This is a genomic window from Leisingera sp. ANG-Vp (assembly GCF_000813725.1).
Taxonomy (GTDB): domain Bacteria; phylum Pseudomonadota; class Alphaproteobacteria; order Rhodobacterales; family Rhodobacteraceae; genus Leisingera.
Window position 1 is genome coordinate 1 of the sequence record NZ_JWLD01000032.1, and the last position, 22,206, is coordinate 22,206.

The window sequence follows — 22,206 nt, forward strand, 5'->3', positions numbered from 1 at the left end:
CACGCAGTATGGCGGGGGGGCTGGCTGGCTGGCGCCGATGATCCGGGATTTTGATGCGCAAGCGGTGCAGGATTGGGCGCGCGGGCTGGGCGCTGAGCTGTTTACCGGCTCGACTGGCCGGGTGTTTCCCAAGGTGATGAAAGCCTCGCCGCTGCTGCGCGCCTGGCTGGCGCGGCTGGAAGGATACGGTGCCGAAGTTCGCACCCGCTGGCGCTGGACGGGCTGGGACGGAGCGGAACTGGCCTTTGATACGCCCGAGGGGGTGCAGCGGATTGAAGCGGCCGCGGTTGTGCTGGCTCTGGGCGGCGCCAGCTGGGCACGGCTGGGCTCAGACGGGGCCTGGGCACCGCTGTTGAAGGACCAGAATGTGGAAACGGCTCCGTTCAAGCCGGCCAACGCGGGTCTGCTGGTGGAGTGGTCCAGCCATATGCAGCCGCAGTTCGGCCAGCCCTTGAAAGGCATTGCACTGCACGCCGGAAGCCTGACGTCGCGCGGCGAAGCGGTGATCTCGGAACGTGGCCTGGAAGGCGGCGGCGTCTATGCCGTCTGTGCAGAGGTACGGGACGGGCAGAACCTGAAGATAGATCTGCTGCCGGATCTGGAGGAAGCCGAAGTTGCCCGCCGCCTGTCCCGGCCGCGCGGCAAGGCGAGCTTTTCCAATCATCTGCGCAAGGTCTTGAAGCTGGGCGCTGCACGCACTGGTCTGCTGCAGGAGTTCGGACGTCCCTTGCCGCAGGAGCCAGAGACCTTGGCGAAGCTGATCAAAGCACTGCCGGTGAAACATGCCGGCTTGCGCCCGATGGATGAGGCCATTTCGACTGCTGGCGGCATATGCCGGACTGCGCTGGACAACGGGCTGATGCTGAAGCAGCTGCCCGGCACTTACTGTGCCGGGGAAATGCTGGATTGGGAAGCGCCGACGGGCGGCTACCTGCTGACCGCTTGCCTGGCAACCGGGCGCTGGGCCGGGCGGGCGGCTGCGGATTACTTGGCGAGTGCCGCGACCCGCTGAAACGCTTCGCGCTCGCGCATCCGCTTGCCGTAGTCCTGAATTTTCTCTCCTTCGACCGGGAACTTGGCGCTGCGCGCCCAGTTCAGGCAATGGGTGCAGATGATATCAGCAATGGTGAACTCCTCGCCCATCAGGAAAGGACCGGCCATCTTGGCCTCCAGCCGGGCCAGGTTATGGGCAAACTCCCATTTCAGGCTGCCTTTCACTTCCGGCACCCGCTGGTCTTCGGGCAGGATGAAACTGTGGCGGGCGGCAGCCCAGAGGACGGCATCGACCTCGTCCAGCAGCAGATGTGTCATCGCGTCCTGCTTGGCGCGGGCCACAGTGCCGGCGGGTGCCGTCAGCGCTCCGTGCTTGTCGGCCAGGTAGGTGAGGATAGCCGTCGAATCGGTGATGGTCTCGCCTTCGGTCTGCAGCACCGGCACCTTGCCCGAGACATTCAGCGCCTGCACCTCCGGGCTGCGGGGGCCGTGCTGCTGCAGCTTGTAAGGTTCCCCAAGCTCTTCAAGCGCCCAGAGCACCCGGAAGGTGCGGGTGAGCGGGATGCCGGTGACCGTATACATCATCTCTCTCCTGTTGTTCTCTGCAAAGATGGGCAGCTTGGGAGAGGGTATCAAGCAGGACGATGGGTTGCGGGGTCAGCGGGCGCGGCTCAGCATGGCGAGACGGATCAGGGCGCGTTCCATCAGCGCCAATGCCGGCGCGGTTTGGCCGGCCGAGCGCAGCGCAAGATCGGTGTCGGTGATGATCGTCAGCGCGGTTTCCAGCCGGTTTGCGCCCCAGTTCTGCGCCTGCCGCAGCATCCGGTCGCGGCGTTTGCCGTAAAGCGGCGGGCGCAGCTGGCCGATGCCCTGGGCCGGGCCGCCAGGCGCTGCGGCGATTGTATAGAGCGTGCGGAAGTGCCGGGTGGCGCCGATGCAGAGCGTCACCGCATTGGTACCTTGCGCCTGCAGGCGGCGGATCAGCGGGCCGATTTCAGCGCTGCGCCCCTCGGCAACCACGTTCAGCACATCATCCAGCGCGGCTTCGGTCGATTGCGGCGCAACTGCGCCGATGTCGTCCAGCGACAGCGGGCTGCTGTCGCCATGCTTGTACAGCGCCAGTTTTTCGATCATGCGGGAGAAATCGCCCGGGCCAATGTCATTGGCGATGTCCGTCAGTGCCGACATGCTGTCGCCGGGCACGTCGCGGATGCCGGCCTCGCCCAGGATGCGTTCGATCTCGGCCCGCGAGGGCGGGTCGTCGTAGATCCCCGCCGCATAGGCATTGTTGTGGCCTTCAAAGGCCTTGCGCAGTTTCGAGGAGGCCTTCAGTTGTCCGGCGGTGACCACGATCTGGGCATCGCCTGGCTGCCATTCCTCCAGCGCCGCGGTGATGGCCGGGGTGGCAGTATCATTGGCGCCTTCGACAAAGACCGCCCGGACACCGGGGAAGAACCCTACCGCTTTTACAGCATCCAGCAGTTGCGCCGGATCCTTGCGCAGGTCGCCGCCGGGCATCCGGCTGAGACGCATTTCTTCTTCAGCGCCGGGGCCAAGCAAGGCAGCGAGCACTTGCTGCCGCTTCAGCGACACCCGCATGGCGTCGGCGCCATAGATCAGAATGCCGGTTTTGCCCGGATCAGGCTTGGCGAAATAGCCGTCCGCCTCGCGCGGGGAGAGCTTCATTCGGCCGGAGCGGAGAGATCCGCGGTTGCCAGGATCTGCGCGGTGATCTGATCGGCCAGAATCACCATCAGCCGCTCATGCGCATCCCGCTCGCCTGCCAGGGTCTCCACGGTGGAGCCGGTGGCGGAGTAGCCGGTGAAGTTCTGCACAGTGCCGCTGGAGGCGACCTTGCCATCTGACAGGCGGGTCAGCGAGTAGCCGGCCGTGCCGATCACCGAATAGCGGGTGATCTCGTTGTCAGCTGTAATGGCCTGGCCTTCTTCTTGCGTGCGCAGGGTCAGGTCGAGCTTGTAGGCTGCGCTGCCGCCGCGGCCCAGGCGCTGCTCCAAGTTTTGCACCAGAAAGTAGGCGTCGGTGCCGCTGGCTGTCTTGATCTCTTCCGGCGCCTGCACCTCGATCCGGCCGTGCAGCGCGGTGCCGGTGCCGCCAGGAGCGTACACCGGGGTAAAGCCGCAGGCCGCTGCCAGCAGGGGCAGGGCCAGCAGCAGGCTTCTGCGATTAAGCAACAACATTCACAATCCGGCCCGGCACCACGATCACCTTTTTCGGAGCGCCGCCATTCAGCGCCTTTTGCACAGCTTCGTGCGCCAGGGCGAGTTTTTCAACCTCTGCCTTGTCCAGATCCTTGGCGACTTCGATTTCGCCGCGGCGCTTGCCGTTGATCTGGATCGGCAGGGTGACGGTGTTCTCAACCAGCATCGCCTCATCCGCAACCGGCCAGGGGGCGGTGGCGACCAGGCCATCGCCGCCCTGATGGCTCCAGATGTCTTCGGCCAGGTGCGGGGTCATCGGCGCCATCAGCTGGGCCAGTGTCATGATCGCCTGCTTCTGCACCTTGGCGCCGGCCTTGGATTTGGCGAGCGTGTTGGTGAAGGCGTAAAGCTTGGCAATCGCCGCGTTGAAGCCAAAGGAATCGACGCCCAGGGTCACGTCGCGGATGCACTTGTGCATCTCGCGCAGCAGATCCTCGTCGCCTTGGCCTGCCGCTTCCGGATCCATCTCGCCGATCCGGTCGCAGAGGTTCCAGACCCGGTTCAGGTGTTTATAGGCGGCCTCGGCCCCTGCTGCGGTCCATTCCACGTCGCGCTCGGGCGGCGAATCGGACAGCACGAACCAGCGTGCGGTGTCGGCGCCGAAGGACGAGATAATGTGCAGCGGGTCCACCACATTGTTTTTGGACTTGGACATTTTGGCGGAGGGGATAATCTGAATTTCGCGCCCAAAGTCGTGGGCTTCGTCATCGGCCTCTGCCATTCTGGTCCAAAGATCGCTGAGTGCGCCGGTGTCTGATGGGTCAATTTCTTCCTTTTCAGCCCAAACTTTTGCGACGGCTTTCTTTTTGCCATCTCCATCATGAAACTCGATGACTTCTTCGGGGTAGAGGAAGACGTCCCGGAGAGCGTTTTTCCAGTCAATTGGTTTGCCGGATGCCGCTCCTGGGTAGTTATCTGCAAGTTTCAACTTGTAGATCGCGTGGGTCACCATGCCCTGGGTGAACAGCGCATCGAAGGGTTCCGAGGATTTCTCGGGCAGGTGGCCGCAGATCTGCATCGCGCGGGCAAAGAAGCGCGAATAGAGCAGGTGCAGAATCGCATGCTCGATGCCGCCGATGTACTGGTCGACGTTCATCCAGTATTCAGCCTCGGCCATGTCGGTCGGGGTTTCGGCGCGCGGAGCGGTGAAACGGGCGAAGTACCAGGACGAATCGACGAAAGTGTCCATGGTGTCGGTTTCGCGCTGCGCAGGCTTGCCGCAGGAGGGGCAGGCGCAGTTGCGCCATGTTGGATGGCGGTCCAGCGGGTTGCCCGGCACCGAGAAGTCGATGGCCTTGCCGTCTTCGTCATAGGGCAGGGCGATCGGCAGATTCTCTTTCTTCTCGGGAACCACGCCGCAGTCTTCACAATGCACCACGGGAATCGGACAGCCCCAATAGCGCTGGCGGGAGAGGCCCCAGTCGCGCAGGCGGTATTTGGTGACGCCCTGGCCCCAGCCGGCCTTTTCCGCAAAATCGACGGTGGCGTTGATCGCTTCTTCGCCGGTGGCCTCGGTCAGCCCGGCAAAGTGATCAACCCAGCGGACTTTCTCGGTTTTCGGCGGCACAAAGGCTTCGTTTGCCACTGGAGAATCATTGTCCAGAGCAAAGAAGGTGTCGGTAACCGGCAGGTCATACTTGCGGCAGAAGTCGAGGTCGCGCTGGTCATGCGCCGGGCAGGCGAAGATTGCGCCGGTGCCGTAGTCCATCAGGATGAAGTTGGCGATCCAGACCGGCAGCTCCCACTCGGGGTTCAGCGGGTGCTTCACCCGGATGCCGGTGTCGTAACCCAGCTTCTCGGCGGTCTCGATGGCTTCCTCGGTGGTACCGCCCTTGCGGCACTCGGCAACAAAGGCTGCAACCTCTTCCGATTCGGCTTCCAAGCCTTTTGCAATCGGGTGGTCGGGCGAAATGCCGACAAAAGACGCACCCATCAAAGTATCTGGGCGGGTGGTGTAGACCTCAATCGGCTCGCCGCCATCGGTGCGCTCAAACGAGAACTGCAGGCCGCGCGACTTGCCGATCCAGTTTTCCTGCATCAAGCGGACCTTGGCCGGCCAGTTCTCCAGCGTATCCAGTGCCGACAGCAGCTCCTCGGACATATCCGAGATCTTGAAGAACCACTGGGTCAGCTCGCGCCGCTCGACCAAGGCGCCGGAGCGCCAGCCGCGGCCGTTTTCAACCTGCTCGTTGGCCAGAACGGTCATGTCGACCGGGTCCCAGTTCACCACTGCGTTCTTGCGGTAGACCAGACCTTTTTCCAGGAAATCGAGAAACAGCGCCTGCTGCTGGCCGTAATACTCCGGGTCGCAAGTGGCAAACATCCGGGACCAATCGAGCGACAGGCCCAGCGGCTTCATCTGTTCGACCATGGTGTCGATGTTGGAGTAGGTCCAGTCCTTCGGATGCCCGCCCGAAGCCATCGCTGCGTTTTCTGCAGGCATGCCGAAGGCGTCAAAACCCATTGGGTGCAGCACGTTATGGCCGGTGGACAGCTTGTAGCGCGCGATCACGTCACCCATGGTGTAGTTGCGCACATGGCCCATGTGCAGCTTGCCCGACGGGTAAGGGAACATCTCCAGCACATAATACTTCGGCTTGTCGCCGGTGCGCTTGGCCTGGAAAATCCCGGCCTTGTCCCAGGCTTCCTGCCATTTAGCTTCGATTTCCGTGGCGGAGTAACGCGACATCAGAGCGGTCCTTTGCATGAAAACGCCGGGCGTGGGGCCCGGCGCTTCTGATAATGGGGTTTGGCTGGCGATTCCAGAGGGCAGCGGGTCAGAACTTCTTGTCTGCAATCCGCAGCTGCCGCGCGCGGGAGAGAATCGCATCTTCAACCGCGCGGGTGGTGCTGGCGCTGACGGGGCCGCCCTTGGATTGCAGCGAAACGTTCAGCGAGCGCGCATCCAGCGCCGGGTCCTTGATATGAACAGTGGCACGGTAGGAGCGGCCGCCGCCGGGCGGGGTGCCGTATCCGGTCACGATGACACCAGTGAAGGGGTCGACCGATTGCACTGGCAGGAAGTTCAGCACGTCCAGACTCGCTGTCCAGAGGTAGCGGTTGACCTGCACGTTCTGGTCCGGTTTGCCCCGGAATGCATCCCATATGGAGGATGGGTTGGTGCCTGCAGCGATTGTATCCCGGTCCTGACGGTCCTTGCCGAGCTGCGTGCCCGGCAACGTCTCTCTGTTGCCGCCGCATGCTGCGAGGCTGAGGCACAAAGCACCGATCAAAGTTGCCTGCAGGGTCTTTGTCTTAGTCATAACCGCTCCCGGAGCCAATTTCTGCGCGAACACCTATCGCAAGCGGCGCAGGCGGAGCAAGAGGCTAGGCTGCTATAGTGTCAATGCAAGGGCGGATTGCCGGGTGATTGCATGTGTTTCGCAGCTTGCGAATGCGGTTTCGGCGGAAGGCAGCGCGCGGACTGTGGCAAAGCTGCACCATCCCGGGGCGCATCGTTTCGCCTGACTTTCCCAAGGCTTGCCAAAACGGGGGTGAAAGAGCGAAACCCCTTGGCATACCCACGCCGGATTCCCCGGTTTGGGCTGAGGAATAGAAAACCGAGGGAAAAACTATGAAAAAGGTTCTCTTCGCGACCACCGCGCTGATCGCCACCGCAGGCATGGCCGCGGCTGAGGTCAAGATCTCCGGCTACGGCCGCTTTGGCCTGGACTATAACGACGCCAACGAAACCGTTGTCGGCCGTGACGAAGTCAACATCACCAGCCGTCTGCGCATCCAGTTCGACATGTCGGCTGAAACCGACGGCGGCGTGACCGTTGGTGCGCGTATCCGTGCACAGGCCGAAAGCCGTGATGGCGTTCCGGGCACCACCTTCGTGACCCCGACCGGCACCACCGGTTCCGGCGCACGCTTCTCCGGTGCTCAGTTCCACGTTGCCTATGGCGGCCTGCGTGTGAACGTCGGCAACATCTGGGGCGCAATCGACTCCATCCCGGGCCTGTACCTGGAAACCCGCGCTGCTGGCGTTGGCATCGACGGTGCCGGCTTCCAGTCGCTGGTTACCCAAACCGGCAACAACAGCTTTGACTGGGATACCTTCACCTCGGCAAACAACGGCCGTAACGGCATCGAAGCTCTGTACTCCGCAGGCGGCTTCTCGGGCCACCTGTCCTACTCGCAGTCCAACGGCGGCACCGTTGCCGGCTCCGCAAACGGCACCGAGCGTACCGGCGTGCACGTTGCTTACACCTTCGGTGACTGGACCGCAGCTCTGGGCTACCAGGACTCCAACGTGGTTGGCGAAGACAAGATCCTTGTGACCGTTCAGGGTGACCTGGGTCAGTTCGGCGTTCGCCTGGCCTATGCCAACAACCAGGACTCCGCTACCGTTGCAGGCGGCGCGCTGGACGACACCGACAAGCTCGGCCTGTACGGCACCGTTGAACTGGGCGCAGCTTCCAAACTGGTTGCTTATGTCACCAACGAAGACAACCCGGACCTGACCACTGGTGCAAACACCGTTGGCAGCACCGACGGCACCGGCTACGGCATCCACTACTCCTACGACCTGGGTGGCGGCGTGTCCTTCGAAGCTGGCGCACGCGAAGCTTCCAACGACAACACCACCGTTCAGGCAGGCCTGTACTTCAGCTTCTAAGCTGAAGCACGCCTAGCGTGACTTCGGGGCGGGTTCCTTCGGGACCCGCCCTTTTCTTTTGTGGCTTAACATTTCCCGGCAAACAGTGTTTTTTGCGGCCAAACAGAGATGAGGCCCCACCCCATGCCGCTTGAAGAGATCACATCCAGGATTGCCAAGGCTGAACAGAAGGCCGACCGCGCTGCCGGCAGTGTGCAGTTGATTGCCGTGTCCAAAGTGCAGCCGAATGAGCGCGTCGAGGCAGTGCTGCAGCAGGGCCACCGCTGTTTTGGCGAGAACAAAGTGCAGGAAGCGGCAGGGAAATGGCCGGGTTTCAAGGAGCAGTTTTCCGGTGTGGATCTGCATCTGATCGGGCCATTGCAAACCAACAAGGCGCGCCAGGCAATGGAGCTGTTTGACAGCATCCATTCAGTGGACCGTCCCAAGCTGGCTAACACTTTGGCCCGGCTGGCTCAGGAGCTGGGCAAGTGCCCGGATCTGTTTGTCCAGGTGAACACTGGCGAGGAAGAGCAGAAGGCAGGCGTGATGCCTGCAGAAGCGGATGGCTTCATCGCCGAGTGCCGCAGCTTGGATTTGCCGCTGAAGGGGCTGATGTGCATCCCGCCGGTGGAAGAGGAGGCCAGCCTGCATTTTGCGCTTCTGGCCAAGATCGCCGAACGCAACGGGCTGGAGGGCCTGTCGATGGGCATGAGCGGCGATTTCGAGAAGGCTATCGCGCTTGGCGCCACCCATGTTCGGGTCGGCTCAGCGATCTTTGGTGCCCGGACGTATTGAGGCGCAAAAGTTTTGTGAAAACTTTTGCCAAGACTTTTCACAAAAGTCTTGGTCCCGTCAGGTCCGGGCTAGTGGCGGAACAATGACCTTTGTTCCCGGCTGAACCCTTGCAGCGAGCCAATGCAGATCGGTGCGGGCAAAGGCGATGCAGCCCTCGGTTGGAAAACCGGGGCGGCGCCATTGATGGATGAAGATGGCAGATCCATTGCCGGGGACAGCGTTCGGCCAGTTCCAGTCCATGATCAGGACCAGATCATAGAGCGGATCCGCGCGGCGCAGTTTCTCATGACTGAAACCGTAAGGCGCACGGACATGCCGGTTGTAGTTCGCATCGTTTGCATCATCCGACCAAAGGTCCCTGGGACCAATAGGCATCGCCCAAGGCGCGGGTGAGGGCAGCCGGTCCGGCCGGTAAAGCATTCCGCCAATACGGTGCACACCGATCGGCGTGGCGCCATCGCCTTCCCGCTTTTGAGCAGACAGCCCGCCTTTGCCGATGGTGCAGGGCAGAATGCGCCCCATGAAACGGACCCCGCGCGGCGTCAGGACCAGATCGGATGGGGCCATTACAGCATATGCCCGGACTTGCGGGCCTTGGTGGCCAGGTAGTGCTGGTTGTGCGCGTTCTCGCCCACTTTCAGAGCCACGCGCTCTGCCACCTTGACCCCGGTCTTTTCCATCATCGCAATCTTGTTCGGATTGTTGGTCAGCAGCCGCACCTGAGAGAAACCCATCTTTTTCAGGATGGCGGCCCCCAGCCGGAAGTCGCGTTCGTCATCCTCGAACCCGAGCCGGTGGTTGGCCTCCACCGTGTCGAACCCCTGATCCTGCAGCGAATAGGCCCGCATCTTGTTGGCAAGGCCGATACCGCGGCCTTCCTGGTTCAGATAGAGCAGCACGCCCGCGCCTTCTTCGCCCATCTGCGCCAGCGCGCCGCGCAGCTGCGGACCGCAATCGCATTTGAGGGAGCCGAGCACATCACCGGTGAAACAAGCCGAATGCAGCCGCGCCAGCACCGGCTTAGAGCGGTCGGGGCGGCCGATTTCCACAGCATAGTGCTCTTCGGCACCGTCTTCGGGGCGGTAAATGTGCAGCCGGCCAGCCTCGGCTGCATCCATCGGCAGCCGGGCCGCGGCAACGGGGTGCAGCGGGGAACTTTCGCTAAGTAAAGGTTCAGCAGCAAGCCGCGAAAGGGTGGTGAGGCCGTGAGCCGCGGCAAAACCGGCCGCATCGCCGATGGGCACAAGTGCTGCGGCCGGCAGCAGCCGGGCGGATTTCACCAAAGCGATCGCCAGCCTGTGCAGATCGGCAGAACCGCCGCGCAGGCTGGACAGCGGGCCCTTCATCGGCGTGTTCAGGTCGTCAGAGGGATCAGCCAGTGCTTGGATCCATTGCAGCCCTTCGGAGACCGGAACCTCGATGCGGGCGATGTCCTCGTCATAGACCCGCGCCTTCAGCGTTTCCGCCCGCCGTGCGGTCAGTGCCAGCGACAGGCTGCCCAAGGCGCGCATGTCGGCAAGGCGCTCGCTGTTCAGGGCCTCTACGCTGATCGCCAGCGCAGCGTCTTGCCCGCTGGTCAGAACAACCGGCAGGCCCATGCGCAGATCAACCCGGGCGCGGGCCAGCAATTCGATCATCGTGGGCATCAGGCTCATGCGGGGAATCCGGTGTTATTTTGTAACAAAGGCTCGCTGTCTTTACGCCTTAATGCAACGGATGTGAAACATTTTCCATGCCATGGACACGTCGGCGTGAGAGTTTTGCAGCAAATCTTGCCGGCGGCGTGAAGGATACGCATGTGTGGTCAGGAGAACAGGAGGGCGAGCCGATGGCGCAACTGAAGAAAATTCTGCTTGTTGATGATGATGAGGACCTGCGCGAGGCCTTGAGCGAGCAGCTGGTGATGACCGAGGACTTTGATGTCTTCGAGGCCGAAAACGGCCAAAGTGCAATGGAGCGCGCCAAGGAAGCCCTTTATGATCTGATCATTCTGGATGTGGGCCTGCCGGATACCGATGGCCGCGAGCTGTGCCGCCTGATGCGCAAACAGGGCGTGAAGGCGCCGATCCTGATGCTGACCGGCCATGACAGCGACGCGGACACCATCCTGGGCCTGGATGCAGGCGCCAATGATTATGTGTCCAAACCATTCAAGTTCCCGGTCCTGCTGGCCCGCATCCGTGCCCAGCTGCGCCAGCACGAGCAATCGGAAGATGCGGTCTTTGCACTGGGGCCCTATACGTTCAAGCCGTCGATGAAGCTGCTGATCACGGAAGACGACCGCAAGATCCGGCTGACCGAGAAGGAAACCAATATCCTCAAGTTCCTCTACCGCTCCAGCGACGGTGTGGTGCCGCGAGACGTGCTGCTGCATGAGGTTTGGGGCTACAACGCAGGCGTCACAACGCACACGCTGGAAACCCACATCTACCGCCTGCGGCAGAAGATCGAGCCCGATCCGTCGAATGCGCGCCTGCTGGTGACGGAATCAGGCGGATACCGTCTGGTTGTCTGAGGTATTGAGCTGTTGACGCAGATCAAAGACGCAACTGGATTGCATCTTTAGTCTGCAGATGATCCCGCGCATATCCGGGTTACGGTATGCACCTCCCTGTTGGACTTGGCCGGGCCGTGCGCCCGGCCTCTTTTCTTTGTGCTTTGCGGCACGGAAAGTTGTGCGCCGGGCTGCGCAATCACCTCTGGCCCTTCCCTGCCCGGACAGGCAGTATCGCGCGGGAAACCCGGAACTCATGATGAGGCGCGCGATGCCATTTACCCTTGCCACCTGGAATATCAACTCGGTCCGCCTGCGTGAGCCGATCGTACAGAAGCTTTTGCAGGAGGAAGGCCCGGATGTGCTGTGCCTGCAGGAGTGCAAGAGCCCGGTGGACAAGATCCCGATGGAGGGATTCGCGGCACTTGGCTACGGCCACATGATTGCGCGCGGGCAGAAAGGCTACAACGGCGTTGCGATCCTGTCGCGGCTGCCGATCGAGGATATCGGGGACAAGGATTTTGCCGGCCTTGGGCACGCGCGCCATGTAGCGGGACGGCTGGAAAACGGTACAGTCATCCATAACTTCTATGTGCCTGCAGGCGGCGACGTGCCGGACCGGGAACAGAACGAGAAATTCGGGCAGAAACTCGACTACCTTACAGACATGCGCGACTGGTTCAAGGCGGAGAAGCCGGAGAAATCGATCCTTGTTGGCGATTTGAATATCGCACCGCGGGAGGATGACGTCTGGGACCACAAGAAGCTGCTGAAAGTGGTGAGCCATACGCCCATCGAGGTGGAGCATTTTGCTGAAGTGATGGAGGCAGGCGGCTGGTCCGACGTGACCAGGAACGACATCCCCGACGGCCGCCTTTACAGCTGGTGGAGCTACCGGGCCAAGGATTGGGATGCTGCCGACAAGGGCCGCCGTCTGGACCATGTCTGGGCCACCCCGGACATCAGGAATGCGGCGCATTCCAGCCGGGTCTTGCGCGATGCCCGCGGCTGGGAGAAGCCCAGCGACCATGCTCCGGTATTCGCAACCTTCGATCTCTGACGGCAGGCGGGCGCTCCCGCCTGATCCCGGGCATCCAGGGATGCCCGACTCAGTTGGGCATGGCACTGCGCTGGCGCGCAGTGCTAGCACGCCGCGCCTCAGCGCGGCGCTCGGCCCAACGCCGCAAGGGGGCTGGCGCAGCCAGGACACGCTGCCGGGGGCGGGAGCGTTCCGCCTAGCGCAGCCAGCTTTTGTAGTCCGGGTGCTGGTCCTGCATGTCCTGATAGAGCCACACCATCCGATCGACGAACCAGAGCTTGCCGCCAATCATCATTGCCAGCCCGCAAAGGGTGAAGCCCGGGTTAAGCTGCCAAAGACCGAAAAGCCAGGGCAGCACACCCAAGCCAGAGACCCAGGCCAGTCCTTTGGCCCAGCGGATGTGATGCGCGGGAATCGGCACCTGCCGGCGATTCAGGAAGATCCTTTCTCCGAAGGTGCCGCGGGAGGCCCAGTTATCTGTACTCGCCGGCAGTCCAAAGGCGCGCGGATTCCACCAGGTCCAGGCCAGGACAAGCGCAATAGGCAGCAGCGCTCCCCAGCCCAGCCAGACGCGGGACCAGACAGCCAGCGTCATCAGCGGCAGCACCGTCATCCGGCTGAACACGCTCCAGGGGCTGGCATGGCGCGACCAGGCGGCTTCATCCATGCGCATGAGCCGTTCGGAGGCAGCAAAGAGATCGAACCGGCGGCGGGCCATGGGCAAACTCCTCTCTTGGTTTCCGGCGCGCAGGATTCCATATAGGGGGCAAGTTCCAAGCGGAGAACAATCTGATGAGCGAAATTCTTGGCAGCGCCGCGCCGGCGGGCGACCTGATCAAAGACGTGACCGAAGCCACTTTCATGCAGGACGTTGTCGAAGCGTCGATGCAGGCGCCGGTGATCGTAGACTTCTGGGCCCCCTGGTGCGGTCCCTGTAAAACGCTGGGCCCGATGCTGGAAGCGGCCGTCGCCAAAGCCAAGGGTGCGGCCACCATGGCCAAGATCAATGTGGACGAGAACCAGCGCCTGGCGCAGGCCCTGGCGCAGCAGGGGCTGCCGCTGCAGTCGATCCCGACTGTTGTTGCCTTTGTTCAGGGCCGTCCGGTCGACATGTTCCAGGGCGCGTTGCCCGCGTCTGAAATCGATGCGTTCCTGAAGAAGGTGATCGAAGCCGCGGGCGGCTCTGCCGACGGCGGGCTGGGCGAGGCATTGGAAGCGGCAGAGCAGATGCTGGCCGAAGGTGCGGTTGCGGATGCTGCTCAGACCTTTGCTGCGATCCTGGGAGAGGACGGTCAGAACGCTGCGGCCTATGGCGGTCTGGCGCGGGCGCACATCGCGCTGGGCGACCTTGACCAGGCGGAAGCTGTCCTGAACGGAGCGCCTGCAGAAATTGCCGAAGCGGCGGAAATCGAAGCGGCTTTTGCTCAGATTGAGCTGGCCCGCCAGGCCGAGAATGCCGGTCCTGTGGCCGAACTGCGGGCGGCTGTCGAGGCCAGCCCGGACGACCACCAGGCCCGTTTCGACCTGGCTCAGGCGCTGCACGCCGCCGGCGATGCCGAAGCCGCCGTAAGTGAATTGCTGGAGCTGTTCCGGCGCGACCGTGAGTGGAACGATTGCGCCGCCAAGACGCAGCTGTTCACCATCTTCGATGCGCTTAAGCCCAACGATCCGGTAGTGCTGAACGGGCGGCGCAAGCTGAGCTCGTTGATATTTGCCTAAGACCGGGGCAGCACTACACTCTGTCCCATGATCCAGGCTGCCGAACTGCCGGACACGATTGCCGTGTTCCCTCTGCCCGGGGCGCTATTGCTGCCCCGCTCGCGGCTGCCGCTGCATATCTTCGAGCCGCGCTATTTGCAGATGCTTGAGGACACGCTGAAAACACGGCAGCGGCTGATCGGCATGGTGCAGCCCTGTCCGAACCCGCATGGCACGGAAGAGGAACTGCACAGCATTGGCTGCGCCGGGCGGGTTACCCAGTTTTCCGAGACCGAGGACGGCAGATATCTGATCACCCTTTCCGGCGTGTCCCGCTTCCGGGTCACCCGCGAAGCCAGCGGCTTTACGCCGTACCGGCGCTGCGACGTCAGCTGGGCCGGGTTTGACAGGGATCTGGGCCGGTCGGAGGCAGATGAGACACTCGACCGTCCGTCGTTTTTGGATCTGCTCGAACGGTTCTTTTCGGCCCGCAGCCTGTCCACCGACTGGGAAGCGCTGAAAGAGGCGGAGGACGAGCTGCTGATCAACTCGCTGGCAATGCTGCTGGAGTTCGACCCGGAAGACAAACAGGCCTTGCTCGAAGCACCTTGCCTTGCGACAAGGCGGGAAACGCTTGTCACTTTGATTGAATTCGCCCTGCGCGGCGGATCCCAGGAGGAAACCCTGCAATGAGCGAAACACAGGCGCCTGCCTTCGACCGGCGGATGCTGGAAGCCTTGGTCTGCCCGCTGACGCAGACGGTGCTGGAATATGACCCGCAGGCGCAGGAGCTGATCTCCCGCGCCGCCAATATCGCCTTCCCGATCCGCAACGGCATCCCGGTGATGCTGGTGGACGAAGCCCGCGAGCTGGACTGAGGCTTTTTTCAGCTGCAGCGTGCCTCCTTCCAGAGGCGGAGCGCTCCCGTGCCCTCAGGTGCACCGGCTGCGCCGGCACCCCTTGCAGGCTTGGGCCTGGCGCCGCGCCAAGGCGCGGCGCAGCTGCGCTCCACAGCAACGCCGCGGGTATCCTCGCGGAATGTCTGCTGCTGCGGTGCTAATTCTCCTGCCGTTGAAGAGCCAATGCTGTGCCTGCGTTTTGCACTGGGGCACCGCGTGGCAGCGCGGTGCCGGGCCCAACTGTGCAGGGACATCCAGGGGATGTTCCGAAGCAGGCGGGAGAGGCCCGGCTTCAGATCGGGCGGCCTTGCAGCAGCCGCGGCATGTCGCCGGTTAGCCCGGCCGCCTCGCGGACAAAGCCGCGGCGCAGGCCAGGAAGCGCGCCTGCAAGCCCCATGCCAATGTCCCGGCCCAGCCGCAAGAGCGGGTTGTCGTTGGAGAACAGGCGGTTGAACACATCGGTCGCCGCCACCAGGGACGCGGTGTCGAAGCGGCGCCATTGCTGATAGCGCTCCATCACCAGAAGCGAGCCGATATCCTCACCGCGGCGGGTGGCTCCGGTGATCACTTCGGCAAGCGCTCCGACGTCGCGCAGGCCGGCGTTCAGGCCTTGGCCCGCAATCGGATGCATTCCGTGCGCCGCGTCTCCGATCAAAGCCATGCGGTCGCCGATGAAGCTGTTGGCGATGGTCAGGTTCAGCGGGTAAGTGAAGCGTTTGCCTGCCAGAGATATCTCTCCCAGGAAATCGCCAAACCGCGGGCGCAGGGCCTGGATGTAACCGTCGTCGTCCAATGCATGGATCGCTTTGGCTGTCCCGGTCCGCTCGCTCCACACAATGGAGGACCGGTTGCCCGGCAGCGGCAGGATCGCTAGCGGCCCCGGCGGCATGAAGAACTGATGCGCGATGCCGTGATGCGGCTTTTCATGGTCGATGGCGCAAACCAGCGCGGTCTGGCCATAGTTCCAGCCGGTGCGCTTGATGCCCGCCCGCTGGGCAGTGCCGCTGCGCCGCCCGTCCGAGCCGACCAGAACCTGGCCGCGCAGCTCGCCGCCGTCATCCAGCGTGGCGGTCACGCCGGTTGCATCCGGCGTCTGCGCCACCACGGTGCGGCCTGATACCAGCGTGACGCCGGGCGCATCTTCCATCGCCTGCAGAAAGGCGCGGCGCAGATAGCGGTCCTCGACCATGTATCCCATCGGGCCTTCTTCCAGTTCGGCATGGTCGAAATGGATGAAGAAAGGCGAGGGACCCTGGCCGGCATGGCCGTCAGTGACCTTGATCTCCAGCATGGCCTGCGCGTTGTCTCCAACGTGCTGCCAGACGCCGATTTGCTGCAGCAGCCGCTGTGAGGCCAGCGCCAGTGCATAGCCCCGCCCGTCAAATGCCTCGTCTGCCAGCTTGTCCGGTGTGAGCGAGTCGACCACGGTGACGCTGTGCCCGGTCTGCGCCAGGGCCAGGGCAAGAGCCGGGCCGTTCAGCCCGCCGCCCACGATCAGGATATCGGACGCGTTTTTCATGCCCCGCAATATGCGCCTGCTGGCAGGATTGTCCATGCCGGAAGCGCGGGATTGTACCTGTGTCTTACTGCCGCTACCGTCGGCGGCAACGGCTTACGGGGAGAGGGTTCATGCAAGACTGGCTGACAATGACGGCCGCCGATCTGGGGCGGGGGATCGAGGCGGGTGAAATCAGCCCTGTGGCGCTGACCCGCTGCTATCTGGATGCAATAGACGCCCATCCGCTGAAAGACCGGATCTACACCCAAGTCACGCATGACCGGGCCCTGGCCGAGGCGGAAGCTGCTGAGGCGCGCGCCGGTCTGGGACTGCGCCGCTCGCTGCTGGACGGGGTGCCCATCAGCTGGAAAGACCTGTTCGACAGTGCAGGCACGGCAACCGAATCCGGTTCGGACCTGCTGAAGGGCCGGGTTCCGGAACAGGACGCAACAGTGCTGCGCAACGCTACGCTCATGGGCACCGTCTGCCTTGGGAAGACCCATATGAGCGAGCTGGCGTTCTCCGGCCTCGGCTTCAACCCGGTCAAGGAAACCCCGCCTTGCGTCAACGATCAGGACGCCGCGCCGGGCGGGTCGTCCTCCGGGGCTGCAGCCTCGGTGGCTTACGGGCTGGCAGCGGCGGGCATTGGCTCGGACACTGGCGGTTCGGTCCGCATCCCGTCGTCCTGGAATGATCTGGTGGGGCTCAAGACCACCTCTGGCCGGGTCACCCTGGAAGGCGTGGTGCCGCTGTGCCTGAAGTTCGACACAATCGGCCCGCTGGCGCGCTCCGTCGAGGACGCGGGTCTGCTGCTGGGCGTCTTGGAAGGCACCTCCGGCCCGGATCTGCGCAGCCCGGCCTCACTCAAAGGGCGCCGTTTCGCCGATCTGCAGACCGTGGCGCAGAATGATCTGAACCCGAAAATAGCGGCAGCTTACCAGGAGACGCTTCAAAAGCTGAAAGATGCCGGCGCCGAAATCGTGCCGCTGGACGTGCCCGCGCTGGAGGAGGCGATGGGCCTCAGCCCGATTCTCTACACCACCGAAGCTTACGGGTTGTGGAAGGATGTGATCGAAGCTTCCCCGCAGCTGATGTATGCAGAAATCCTGGAGCGCTTCCGCTCCGGCGCCCAGTTCAGCGGCTCGGACTACGTCGCTGCCTGGGGCAAGCTGGAGCAATGCCGGATGGCTTGGGATCAGGCGGTGGCAGGCTTTGATGCAGTCCTCAGCCCGGTCTCCCCGATCCTGCCGCCGAACATGGAGCGGCTGCAAAGCGACCACGACTATTATGTCCAGTCCAACCTGCTGGCGCTGCGCAACACCCGGATTGGCAATCTGATGGGGCTCTGCGGGCTGTCGCTGCCGACCGGCACGCCAAGCTGCGGCCTGCAGGTGCTGGGCCAGCCGGATTGCGAAGAGGCGCTGCTGCGCACCGGCGCGGCGATCGAGGCCGCCTTGGCCTGAAGACTGGGCCCGAAGACTTGGCCTGAAAGCCACATTCGGCCCGCCGGGCCACTCACCGGGTGGACGCATCCGCCCGCCCTCTGTAACCTAAGGCGCAAACGGGGCGCCAATGATCCCGTGACCGAGGCATAAGACATGGATTTTCCTGAGCGGTTTTCGAACCTGCCAGCCTACGCATTCCCGCGCCTGCGGGCGCTGTTGGACCATCACACTCCCGGCGGGGATGTGGTGCATATGACCATTGGCGAGCCGAAACATGCGTTTCCGGCCTGGGTCACCGATGTCATCACCGAAAACGCCGCCGGATTTAATCAGTACCCGAACAACGACGGCACGCCTGAGCTGCGCGGTGCTATCTCAGACTGGATCAGCCGCCGCTATGGCGTGACCACAGACCCCGAGACCCAGATCATGGCGCTGAATGGCACCCGCGAGGGGCTTTACAACGCGGCCATGGCTTTGTGCCCGGAGCAGAAGAACGGGCAAAAGCCGGTGGTGCTGATCCCGAACCCCTTCTACCAGGTCTATATGGTGGCCACGCTCTCGGTCGCGGCTGAGCCGGTGTTTGTGCCGGCAACCGCCGCCACTGGCCACCTGCCGGACTATGAAAACCTGCCTGAGGAAGTGCTGAACCGCACCGCTGTGGCCTATATCTGTTCGCCCGCCAACCCGCAGGGGGCGGTGGCCTCGCGCGACTACTGGACCCGGCTGATCCAACTGGCGGAAAAGTACGATTTCCGCATCTTCGCGGATGAATGCTACTCCGAGATCTACCGCGACGAGGCGCCCGTCGGCGCGCTGACCGTGGCGCAGGAGCTGGGTGCGGACCCCGAACGCGTGGTGCTGTTCAACTCGCTGTCCAAGCGGTCGAACCTGCCGGGCCTGCGTTCCGGCCTGATAGCCGCCGGTGCTGGCACCATCAAACGCGTCAAACAGCTGCGCGCCTATTCCGGCGCCCCGCTGCCGGCTCCGCTGCAGGCGGCTGCGGCCAAGGTCTGGGCGGATGAGGCGCATGTGGTCGAGAACCGTGCGCTCTATCAGCAGAAATACACCATCGCCGACGAGGTCTTTGCCGGCCTCAACGGCTATATGGCGCCCGAGGCGGGTTTCTTCCTGTGGCTTCCGGTGGAAAACGGCGAGCAGGCCGCGCTGAAGCTGTGGCAGGAGACCGGCGTGCGTGTGCTGCCCGGCGCCTACCTGGCGCAGGGCGAACCGGGGCAGAACCCGGGCGAGACATACATAAGGGTGGCGCTGGTCGCCCCTGCCGAGGACACCCGCAAGGCGCTGAGCACGCTGCGCGGATGCCTCTACTGAATTCTGCTGCGCGGCCCCATGAGCAGGGCGGGCCGCACAGCCAAAACCAATAATCGGGCGCGCAGACCTGCGGTGAACAGCGGGCAGCGCCGTAAGATACGGAACTGAGGTAGGCATGGCATTTCAAACCCGCAGCCGCGATCCGCTGCTCGACAGCAACATGCAGGCGGCCATTGAGAAACGCGGCAAGGAATTGATCGGGCTCGCATTGATCCTGGCAGGGCTGGCGGTCGCCGCCATGCTGGGCTCCTACACGCCTGAGGACCCGAACTGGACTGTCTCCACCGATGCGCCGGTGCAGAACTGGCTGGGCCGGCCCGGCGCCTCTGTATCTTTCATTCTGATCACCCTGTTCGGCAAGGCCAGCTGGGCACTGCCGCTGTTCCTGTCCGCCTGGGGTGTGCGCTTTGTTCTGCACCGGGGCGAAGACCGGGTGGTCTGGCCGCTGCTCTTGTCGGTGCCGTGGCTGCTGGTGGTGGCGCTGCACATGGAAACCCTGAACGCCAGCAGCAGCTGGCAGCAGAACTACGACTTCGGCCTCGGTGGCATGGTCGGCTATACCTTCCTGGGTGCGCTGCTCGCGCTGCTGCCAGTCAGCCTGCATTTCATGGTCAAGATCATGTCCCTGCTCAGCGCCGCCGGCATGCTGGCGCTTGGCTGCGCCGTGCTGGGCTTCACCTGGCCTGAGGTGAAGAAGGGCCTGCACAAGGTGATGGTCGGGCTGATCCTGGCCTATGGCGCTGTCGCGGGCTTGCTGGGCCGCGGAGCTTCGAACGGTTTGCAGGCAGCCCTCACCTACCGCAAGGAACGTGCCGCCCGGGCAGAAGCGGCGGAGGAATACGCAGATGCCGCGGCTGAACCGGAGATGTTTGAAGACTACCCGGACGGTGACTGTGCGGATGAAACCGTTCAGGAGGAGCCTGAAGCCCCCGCTAAGGGCGGCCTGCTGTCGCGGGTGCCTGGTCTGATCCGCCGCACCGCACCGGAAGCCGAGGCAGAAGATCCATACGCGGCCGAGACGCAAGCGTTTGAAGCAGAAGAGCTTCAGGAAGACGGGTCCACTCCCGAAGATCGCGTGTCGCAGAAAATCGCCAATGCGGTGCGTATCCGCCGCGCTGCTGAGGTGCCGCCGGAAGAAGATCCCAACCTGCCGCTCACCAAGGGCCGCGGACAGCGTCCGGCGCCGTTGATCTTCAACCCTGCAGCGGCAGACGACGGCCTGCCGCCGGAGCCGCCGCTGACGGCTGCGCAGATGCCTGCAGCCCCGCTGCCGGAAGAGCCGCCGCTGACCTGGCAGGTGCCGGAAGAGGATGCTTCTGAGCCGGAAGCTCCGGTGCCTGCCGCGCAGACCGGCGTTGAAACAGAAGACTTCGCAGCGGGTCATGGCATGATCACCCCGGACCGCGTGCCGTCCGAAGCACTGCCGGATACTGCTGAGCCTGCCGCTCCGGCCGTTGCCGCATCTGCCGCTCCGGCCGCCGCTGCGCCTGCGGCTCCAGGCCCGCGCCTGACGGTGGACCTGCCCGTGGCAGAGCCGCGCAAGGCGGTGGTTGAAAAACCGGCCCGCAAGGCCGTGCAGCCGTCCGCCCGTGCCAAGGCAGAGGCCCAGCCCAAGCTGGCCTTTGAAGACAGCAGCAGCGATTTTGAACTGCCGCCGCTCAATCTGCTGACCAACCCGATGAGCATTGAGCGCCACCACCTCAGCGATGAGGCGCTGGAGGAAAACGCGCGGATGCTGGAAACCGTGCTGGACGACTATGGCGTAAAGGGTGAGATCGTCTCGGTCCGCCCGGGCCCTGTTGTCACCATGTATGAGCTGGAACCGGCGCCGGGCCTCAAGGCGTCCCGCGTGATCGGCCTGGCCGACGACATTGCCCGTTCCATGTCGGCGCTGTCTGCGCGGGTCTCGACTGTGCCCGGCCGCACTGTGATCGGCATCGAACTGCCGAATGAGAACCGCGAGAAGGTGGTGCTGCGCGAAATCCTGTCTTCGCGCGATTTCGGCGACGGCAACCACGCGCTGCCGCTGGCGCTGGGCAAGGACATCGGCGGTGACGCCATGGTCGCAAACCTTGCCAAGATGCCCCACCTGCTGATCGCGGGCACCACCGGCTCGGGTAAGTCGGTGGCGATCAACACGATGATCCTGTCGCTCTTGTACAAGCTGACCCCGGACGAGTGCCGCCTGATCATGATCGACCCCAAGATGCTGGAACTGAGCGTCTATGACGGTATCCCGCATCTTCTGTCACCGGTTGTGACCGACCCGAAAAAGGCGGTTGTCGCCCTGAAATGGGTGGTGGGCGAGATGGAAGACCGCTACCGCAAGATGTCCAAGATGGGCGTGCGCAACATCGCAGGCTACAACGGCCGGGTGAAGGAAGCGCTGGCCAAGGGCGAGCTGTTCTCGCGCACTGTTCAGACCGGGTTTGACGACGACACCGGCGAACCGGTGTTTGAGACCGAAGAGTTCGAACCCAAGGCGCTGCCCTATATCGTTGTGATCGTCGACGAGATGGCCGACCTGATGATGGTTGCGGGCAAGGAGATCGAAGCCTGCATCCAGCGCCTGGCGCAGATGGCGCGGGCCTCGGGCATTCACCTGATCATGGCCACCCAGCGCCCCTCGGTGGATGTGATCACCGGCACCATCAAGGCCAACTTCCCGACCCGGATCTCCTTCCAGGTGACGTCCAAGGTCGACAGCCGCACCATCCTGGGCGAAATGGGCGCCGAGCAGCTCTTGGGCATGGGCGACATGCTGTACATGGCAGGCGGTGCCAAGATCACCCGCTGCCACGGGCCTTTCTGCTCGGACGAAGAGGTCGAGGAGGTGGTGAACCACCTCAAGCAATTCGGCCCGCCGGATTATGTAGGCGGCGTGGTGGATGGGCCGGAAGACGAGAAAGCCGGCGACATCGACGCGGTATTGGGGCTGAACACCGGCGGCAATACCAATGGCGAAGATGCGCTCTATGACCAGGCGGTGGCGATCGTGATCAAGGACCGCAAGTGCTCGACCTCTTACATCCAGCGCAAGCTGGCCATCGGCTACAACAAGGCCGCGCGGCTGGTGGAGCAGATGGAGGATGAAGGTGTGGTTTCCGCTGCCAACCATGTCGGCAAGCGGGAAATTCTGGTTCCCGAACAATAAGCTGACGGAATACTGCCGATGCCGGAACCTTGAAGGTTCC

At 63.4% G+C, this 22,206-nt stretch carries 20 protein-coding genes; 11 read left to right on the plus strand and 9 right to left on the minus strand.

Annotated features, from left to right (window positions below; all coding sequences use genetic code 11):
* Positions 1 to 1,012 (plus strand): TIGR03862 family flavoprotein (locus RA20_RS11190; protein WP_039128324.1); only part of this gene is annotated, 1,012 nt, incomplete at its 5' end.
* On the opposite strand, the gene RA20_RS11195 is transcribed toward RA20_RS11190, so the two are convergent.
* From RA20_RS11195 to RA20_RS11215, 5 genes are all read right to left on the minus strand, one after another.
* Positions 985 to 1,575 (minus strand): glutathione S-transferase family protein, encoded by a 591-nt coding sequence (locus RA20_RS11195; RefSeq protein WP_039128327.1) that lies wholly within the window; start codon positions 1,573 to 1,575, stop codon positions 985 to 987. The two genes, RA20_RS11190 and RA20_RS11195, sit on opposite strands and share 28 nt — an antisense overlap.
* A 75-nt stretch (positions 1,576 to 1,650) precedes the next feature.
* Positions 1,651 to 2,679 (minus strand): DNA polymerase III subunit delta, encoded by a 1,029-nt coding sequence (gene holA / locus RA20_RS11200; protein WP_039128330.1) that lies wholly within the window; start codon positions 2,677 to 2,679, stop codon positions 1,651 to 1,653.
* Positions 2,676 to 3,191, minus strand: coding sequence for an LPS assembly lipoprotein LptE (lptE, locus tag RA20_RS11205; RefSeq protein ID WP_039128333.1), 516 nt, complete (start codon positions 3,189 to 3,191; stop codon positions 2,676 to 2,678). Before lptE ends, holA begins: the two co-directional genes overlap by 4 nt.
* Positions 3,178 to 5,901, minus strand: coding sequence for a leucine--tRNA ligase (gene leuS, locus RA20_RS11210; protein WP_039128334.1), 2,724 nt, complete (start codon positions 5,899 to 5,901; stop codon positions 3,178 to 3,180). Before leuS ends, lptE begins: the two co-directional genes overlap by 14 nt.
* A gap of 88 nt (positions 5,902 to 5,989) precedes the next feature.
* Positions 5,990 to 6,475 carry a DUF3576 domain-containing protein gene (locus RA20_RS11215; protein WP_039128337.1) on the minus strand — a complete coding sequence of 162 codons (486 nt, stop codon included), beginning with the start codon at positions 6,473 to 6,475 and terminating at the stop codon, positions 5,990 to 5,992.
* A gap of 311 nt (positions 6,476 to 6,786) precedes the next feature.
* Here RA20_RS11215 and RA20_RS11220 point away from each other — a divergent pair, with 311 nt between their 5' ends.
* Both RA20_RS11220 and RA20_RS11225 read left to right on the plus strand, forming a co-directional pair.
* Positions 6,787 to 7,833, plus strand: a complete 1,047-nt coding sequence (locus tag RA20_RS11220) for a porin (protein ID WP_039128340.1) — start codon at positions 6,787 to 6,789, stop codon at positions 7,831 to 7,833.
* A 123-nt stretch (positions 7,834 to 7,956) separates the two neighbouring features.
* A complete protein-coding gene (locus RA20_RS11225) occupies positions 7,957 to 8,607 on the plus strand; it encodes a YggS family pyridoxal phosphate-dependent enzyme (RefSeq protein WP_039128342.1) in 651 nt (216 codons plus the stop codon).
* A gap of 57 nt (positions 8,608 to 8,664) precedes the next feature.
* Here RA20_RS11225 and RA20_RS11230 read toward each other — a convergent pair whose 3' ends face one another.
* Together RA20_RS11230 and ribA are read right to left on the minus strand one after the other, a co-directional pair.
* Positions 8,665 to 9,174 carry a L,D-transpeptidase family protein gene (locus RA20_RS11230; RefSeq protein WP_193748825.1) on the minus strand — a complete coding sequence of 170 codons (510 nt, stop codon included), beginning with the start codon at positions 9,172 to 9,174 and terminating at the stop codon, positions 8,665 to 8,667.
* A complete protein-coding gene (gene ribA, locus RA20_RS11235; RefSeq protein WP_039128345.1) occupies positions 9,174 to 10,262 on the minus strand; it encodes a GTP cyclohydrolase II in 1,089 nt (362 codons plus the stop codon). The genes RA20_RS11230 and ribA overlap by 1 nt, the downstream gene beginning before the upstream one ends.
* 173 nt (positions 10,263 to 10,435) lie before the next feature.
* Between ribA and RA20_RS11240 the strand changes: the two genes are divergently transcribed.
* A complete protein-coding gene (locus RA20_RS11240; protein WP_039128348.1) occupies positions 10,436 to 11,122 on the plus strand; it encodes a response regulator transcription factor in 687 nt (228 codons plus the stop codon).
* Positions 11,123 to 11,372: 250 nt separating this feature from the next.
* Positions 11,373 to 12,161 carry an exodeoxyribonuclease III gene (locus RA20_RS11245; protein ID WP_039128351.1) on the plus strand — a complete coding sequence of 263 codons (789 nt, stop codon included), beginning with the start codon at positions 11,373 to 11,375 and terminating at the stop codon, positions 12,159 to 12,161.
* 175 nt (positions 12,162 to 12,336) lie between these two features.
* Here RA20_RS11245 and RA20_RS11250 read toward each other — a convergent pair whose 3' ends face one another.
* Positions 12,337 to 12,858, minus strand: a complete 522-nt coding sequence (locus RA20_RS11250; RefSeq protein ID WP_039128353.1) for a DUF6653 family protein — start codon at positions 12,856 to 12,858, stop codon at positions 12,337 to 12,339.
* A 74-nt stretch (positions 12,859 to 12,932) separates the two neighbouring features.
* Here RA20_RS11250 and RA20_RS11255 point away from each other — a divergent pair, with 74 nt between their 5' ends.
* From RA20_RS11255 to RA20_RS11265, 3 genes are read left to right on the plus strand one after another with little or no spacing between them, the layout of a single operon-like run.
* Entirely contained in the window at positions 12,933 to 13,859 is a 927-nt protein-coding gene (locus tag RA20_RS11255) for a tetratricopeptide repeat protein (protein WP_039128356.1), read from the plus strand.
* A 27-nt stretch (positions 13,860 to 13,886) separates the two neighbouring features.
* Positions 13,887 to 14,531 carry an LON peptidase substrate-binding domain-containing protein gene (locus RA20_RS11260; RefSeq protein ID WP_039128359.1) on the plus strand — a complete coding sequence of 215 codons (645 nt, stop codon included), beginning with the start codon at positions 13,887 to 13,889 and terminating at the stop codon, positions 14,529 to 14,531.
* Positions 14,528 to 14,716: a Trm112 family protein gene (locus RA20_RS11265; RefSeq protein WP_039128361.1), complete on the plus strand. Its 189-nt coding sequence runs from the start codon at positions 14,528 to 14,530 to the stop codon at positions 14,714 to 14,716. The genes RA20_RS11260 and RA20_RS11265 overlap by 4 nt, the downstream gene beginning before the upstream one ends.
* A gap of 313 nt (positions 14,717 to 15,029) precedes the next feature.
* Here RA20_RS11265 and RA20_RS11270 read toward each other — a convergent pair whose 3' ends face one another.
* Positions 15,030 to 16,256 carry an FAD-dependent monooxygenase gene (locus RA20_RS11270; RefSeq protein ID WP_039128364.1) on the minus strand — a complete coding sequence of 409 codons (1,227 nt, stop codon included), beginning with the start codon at positions 16,254 to 16,256 and terminating at the stop codon, positions 15,030 to 15,032.
* Between the two features lie 110 nt (positions 16,257 to 16,366).
* Between RA20_RS11270 and RA20_RS11275 the strand changes: the two genes are divergently transcribed.
* The 3 genes from RA20_RS11275 (at position 16,367) to RA20_RS11285 (ending at position 22,166) form a co-directional block, all read left to right on the plus strand.
* Positions 16,367 to 17,698 (plus strand): amidase, encoded by a 1,332-nt coding sequence (locus RA20_RS11275; protein WP_039128366.1) that lies wholly within the window; start codon positions 16,367 to 16,369, stop codon positions 17,696 to 17,698.
* A 135-nt stretch (positions 17,699 to 17,833) separates the two neighbouring features.
* A complete protein-coding gene (locus RA20_RS11280; protein WP_039128370.1) occupies positions 17,834 to 19,012 on the plus strand; it encodes an aminotransferase class I/II-fold pyridoxal phosphate-dependent enzyme in 1,179 nt (392 codons plus the stop codon).
* A 115-nt stretch (positions 19,013 to 19,127) separates the two neighbouring features.
* On the plus strand, positions 19,128 to 22,166 hold the full coding sequence (locus tag RA20_RS11285; protein ID WP_039128373.1) for a DNA translocase FtsK: 3,039 nt from the start codon (positions 19,128 to 19,130) through the stop codon (positions 22,164 to 22,166).
* The last annotated feature ends 40 nt before the right edge of the window (positions 22,167 to 22,206 follow it).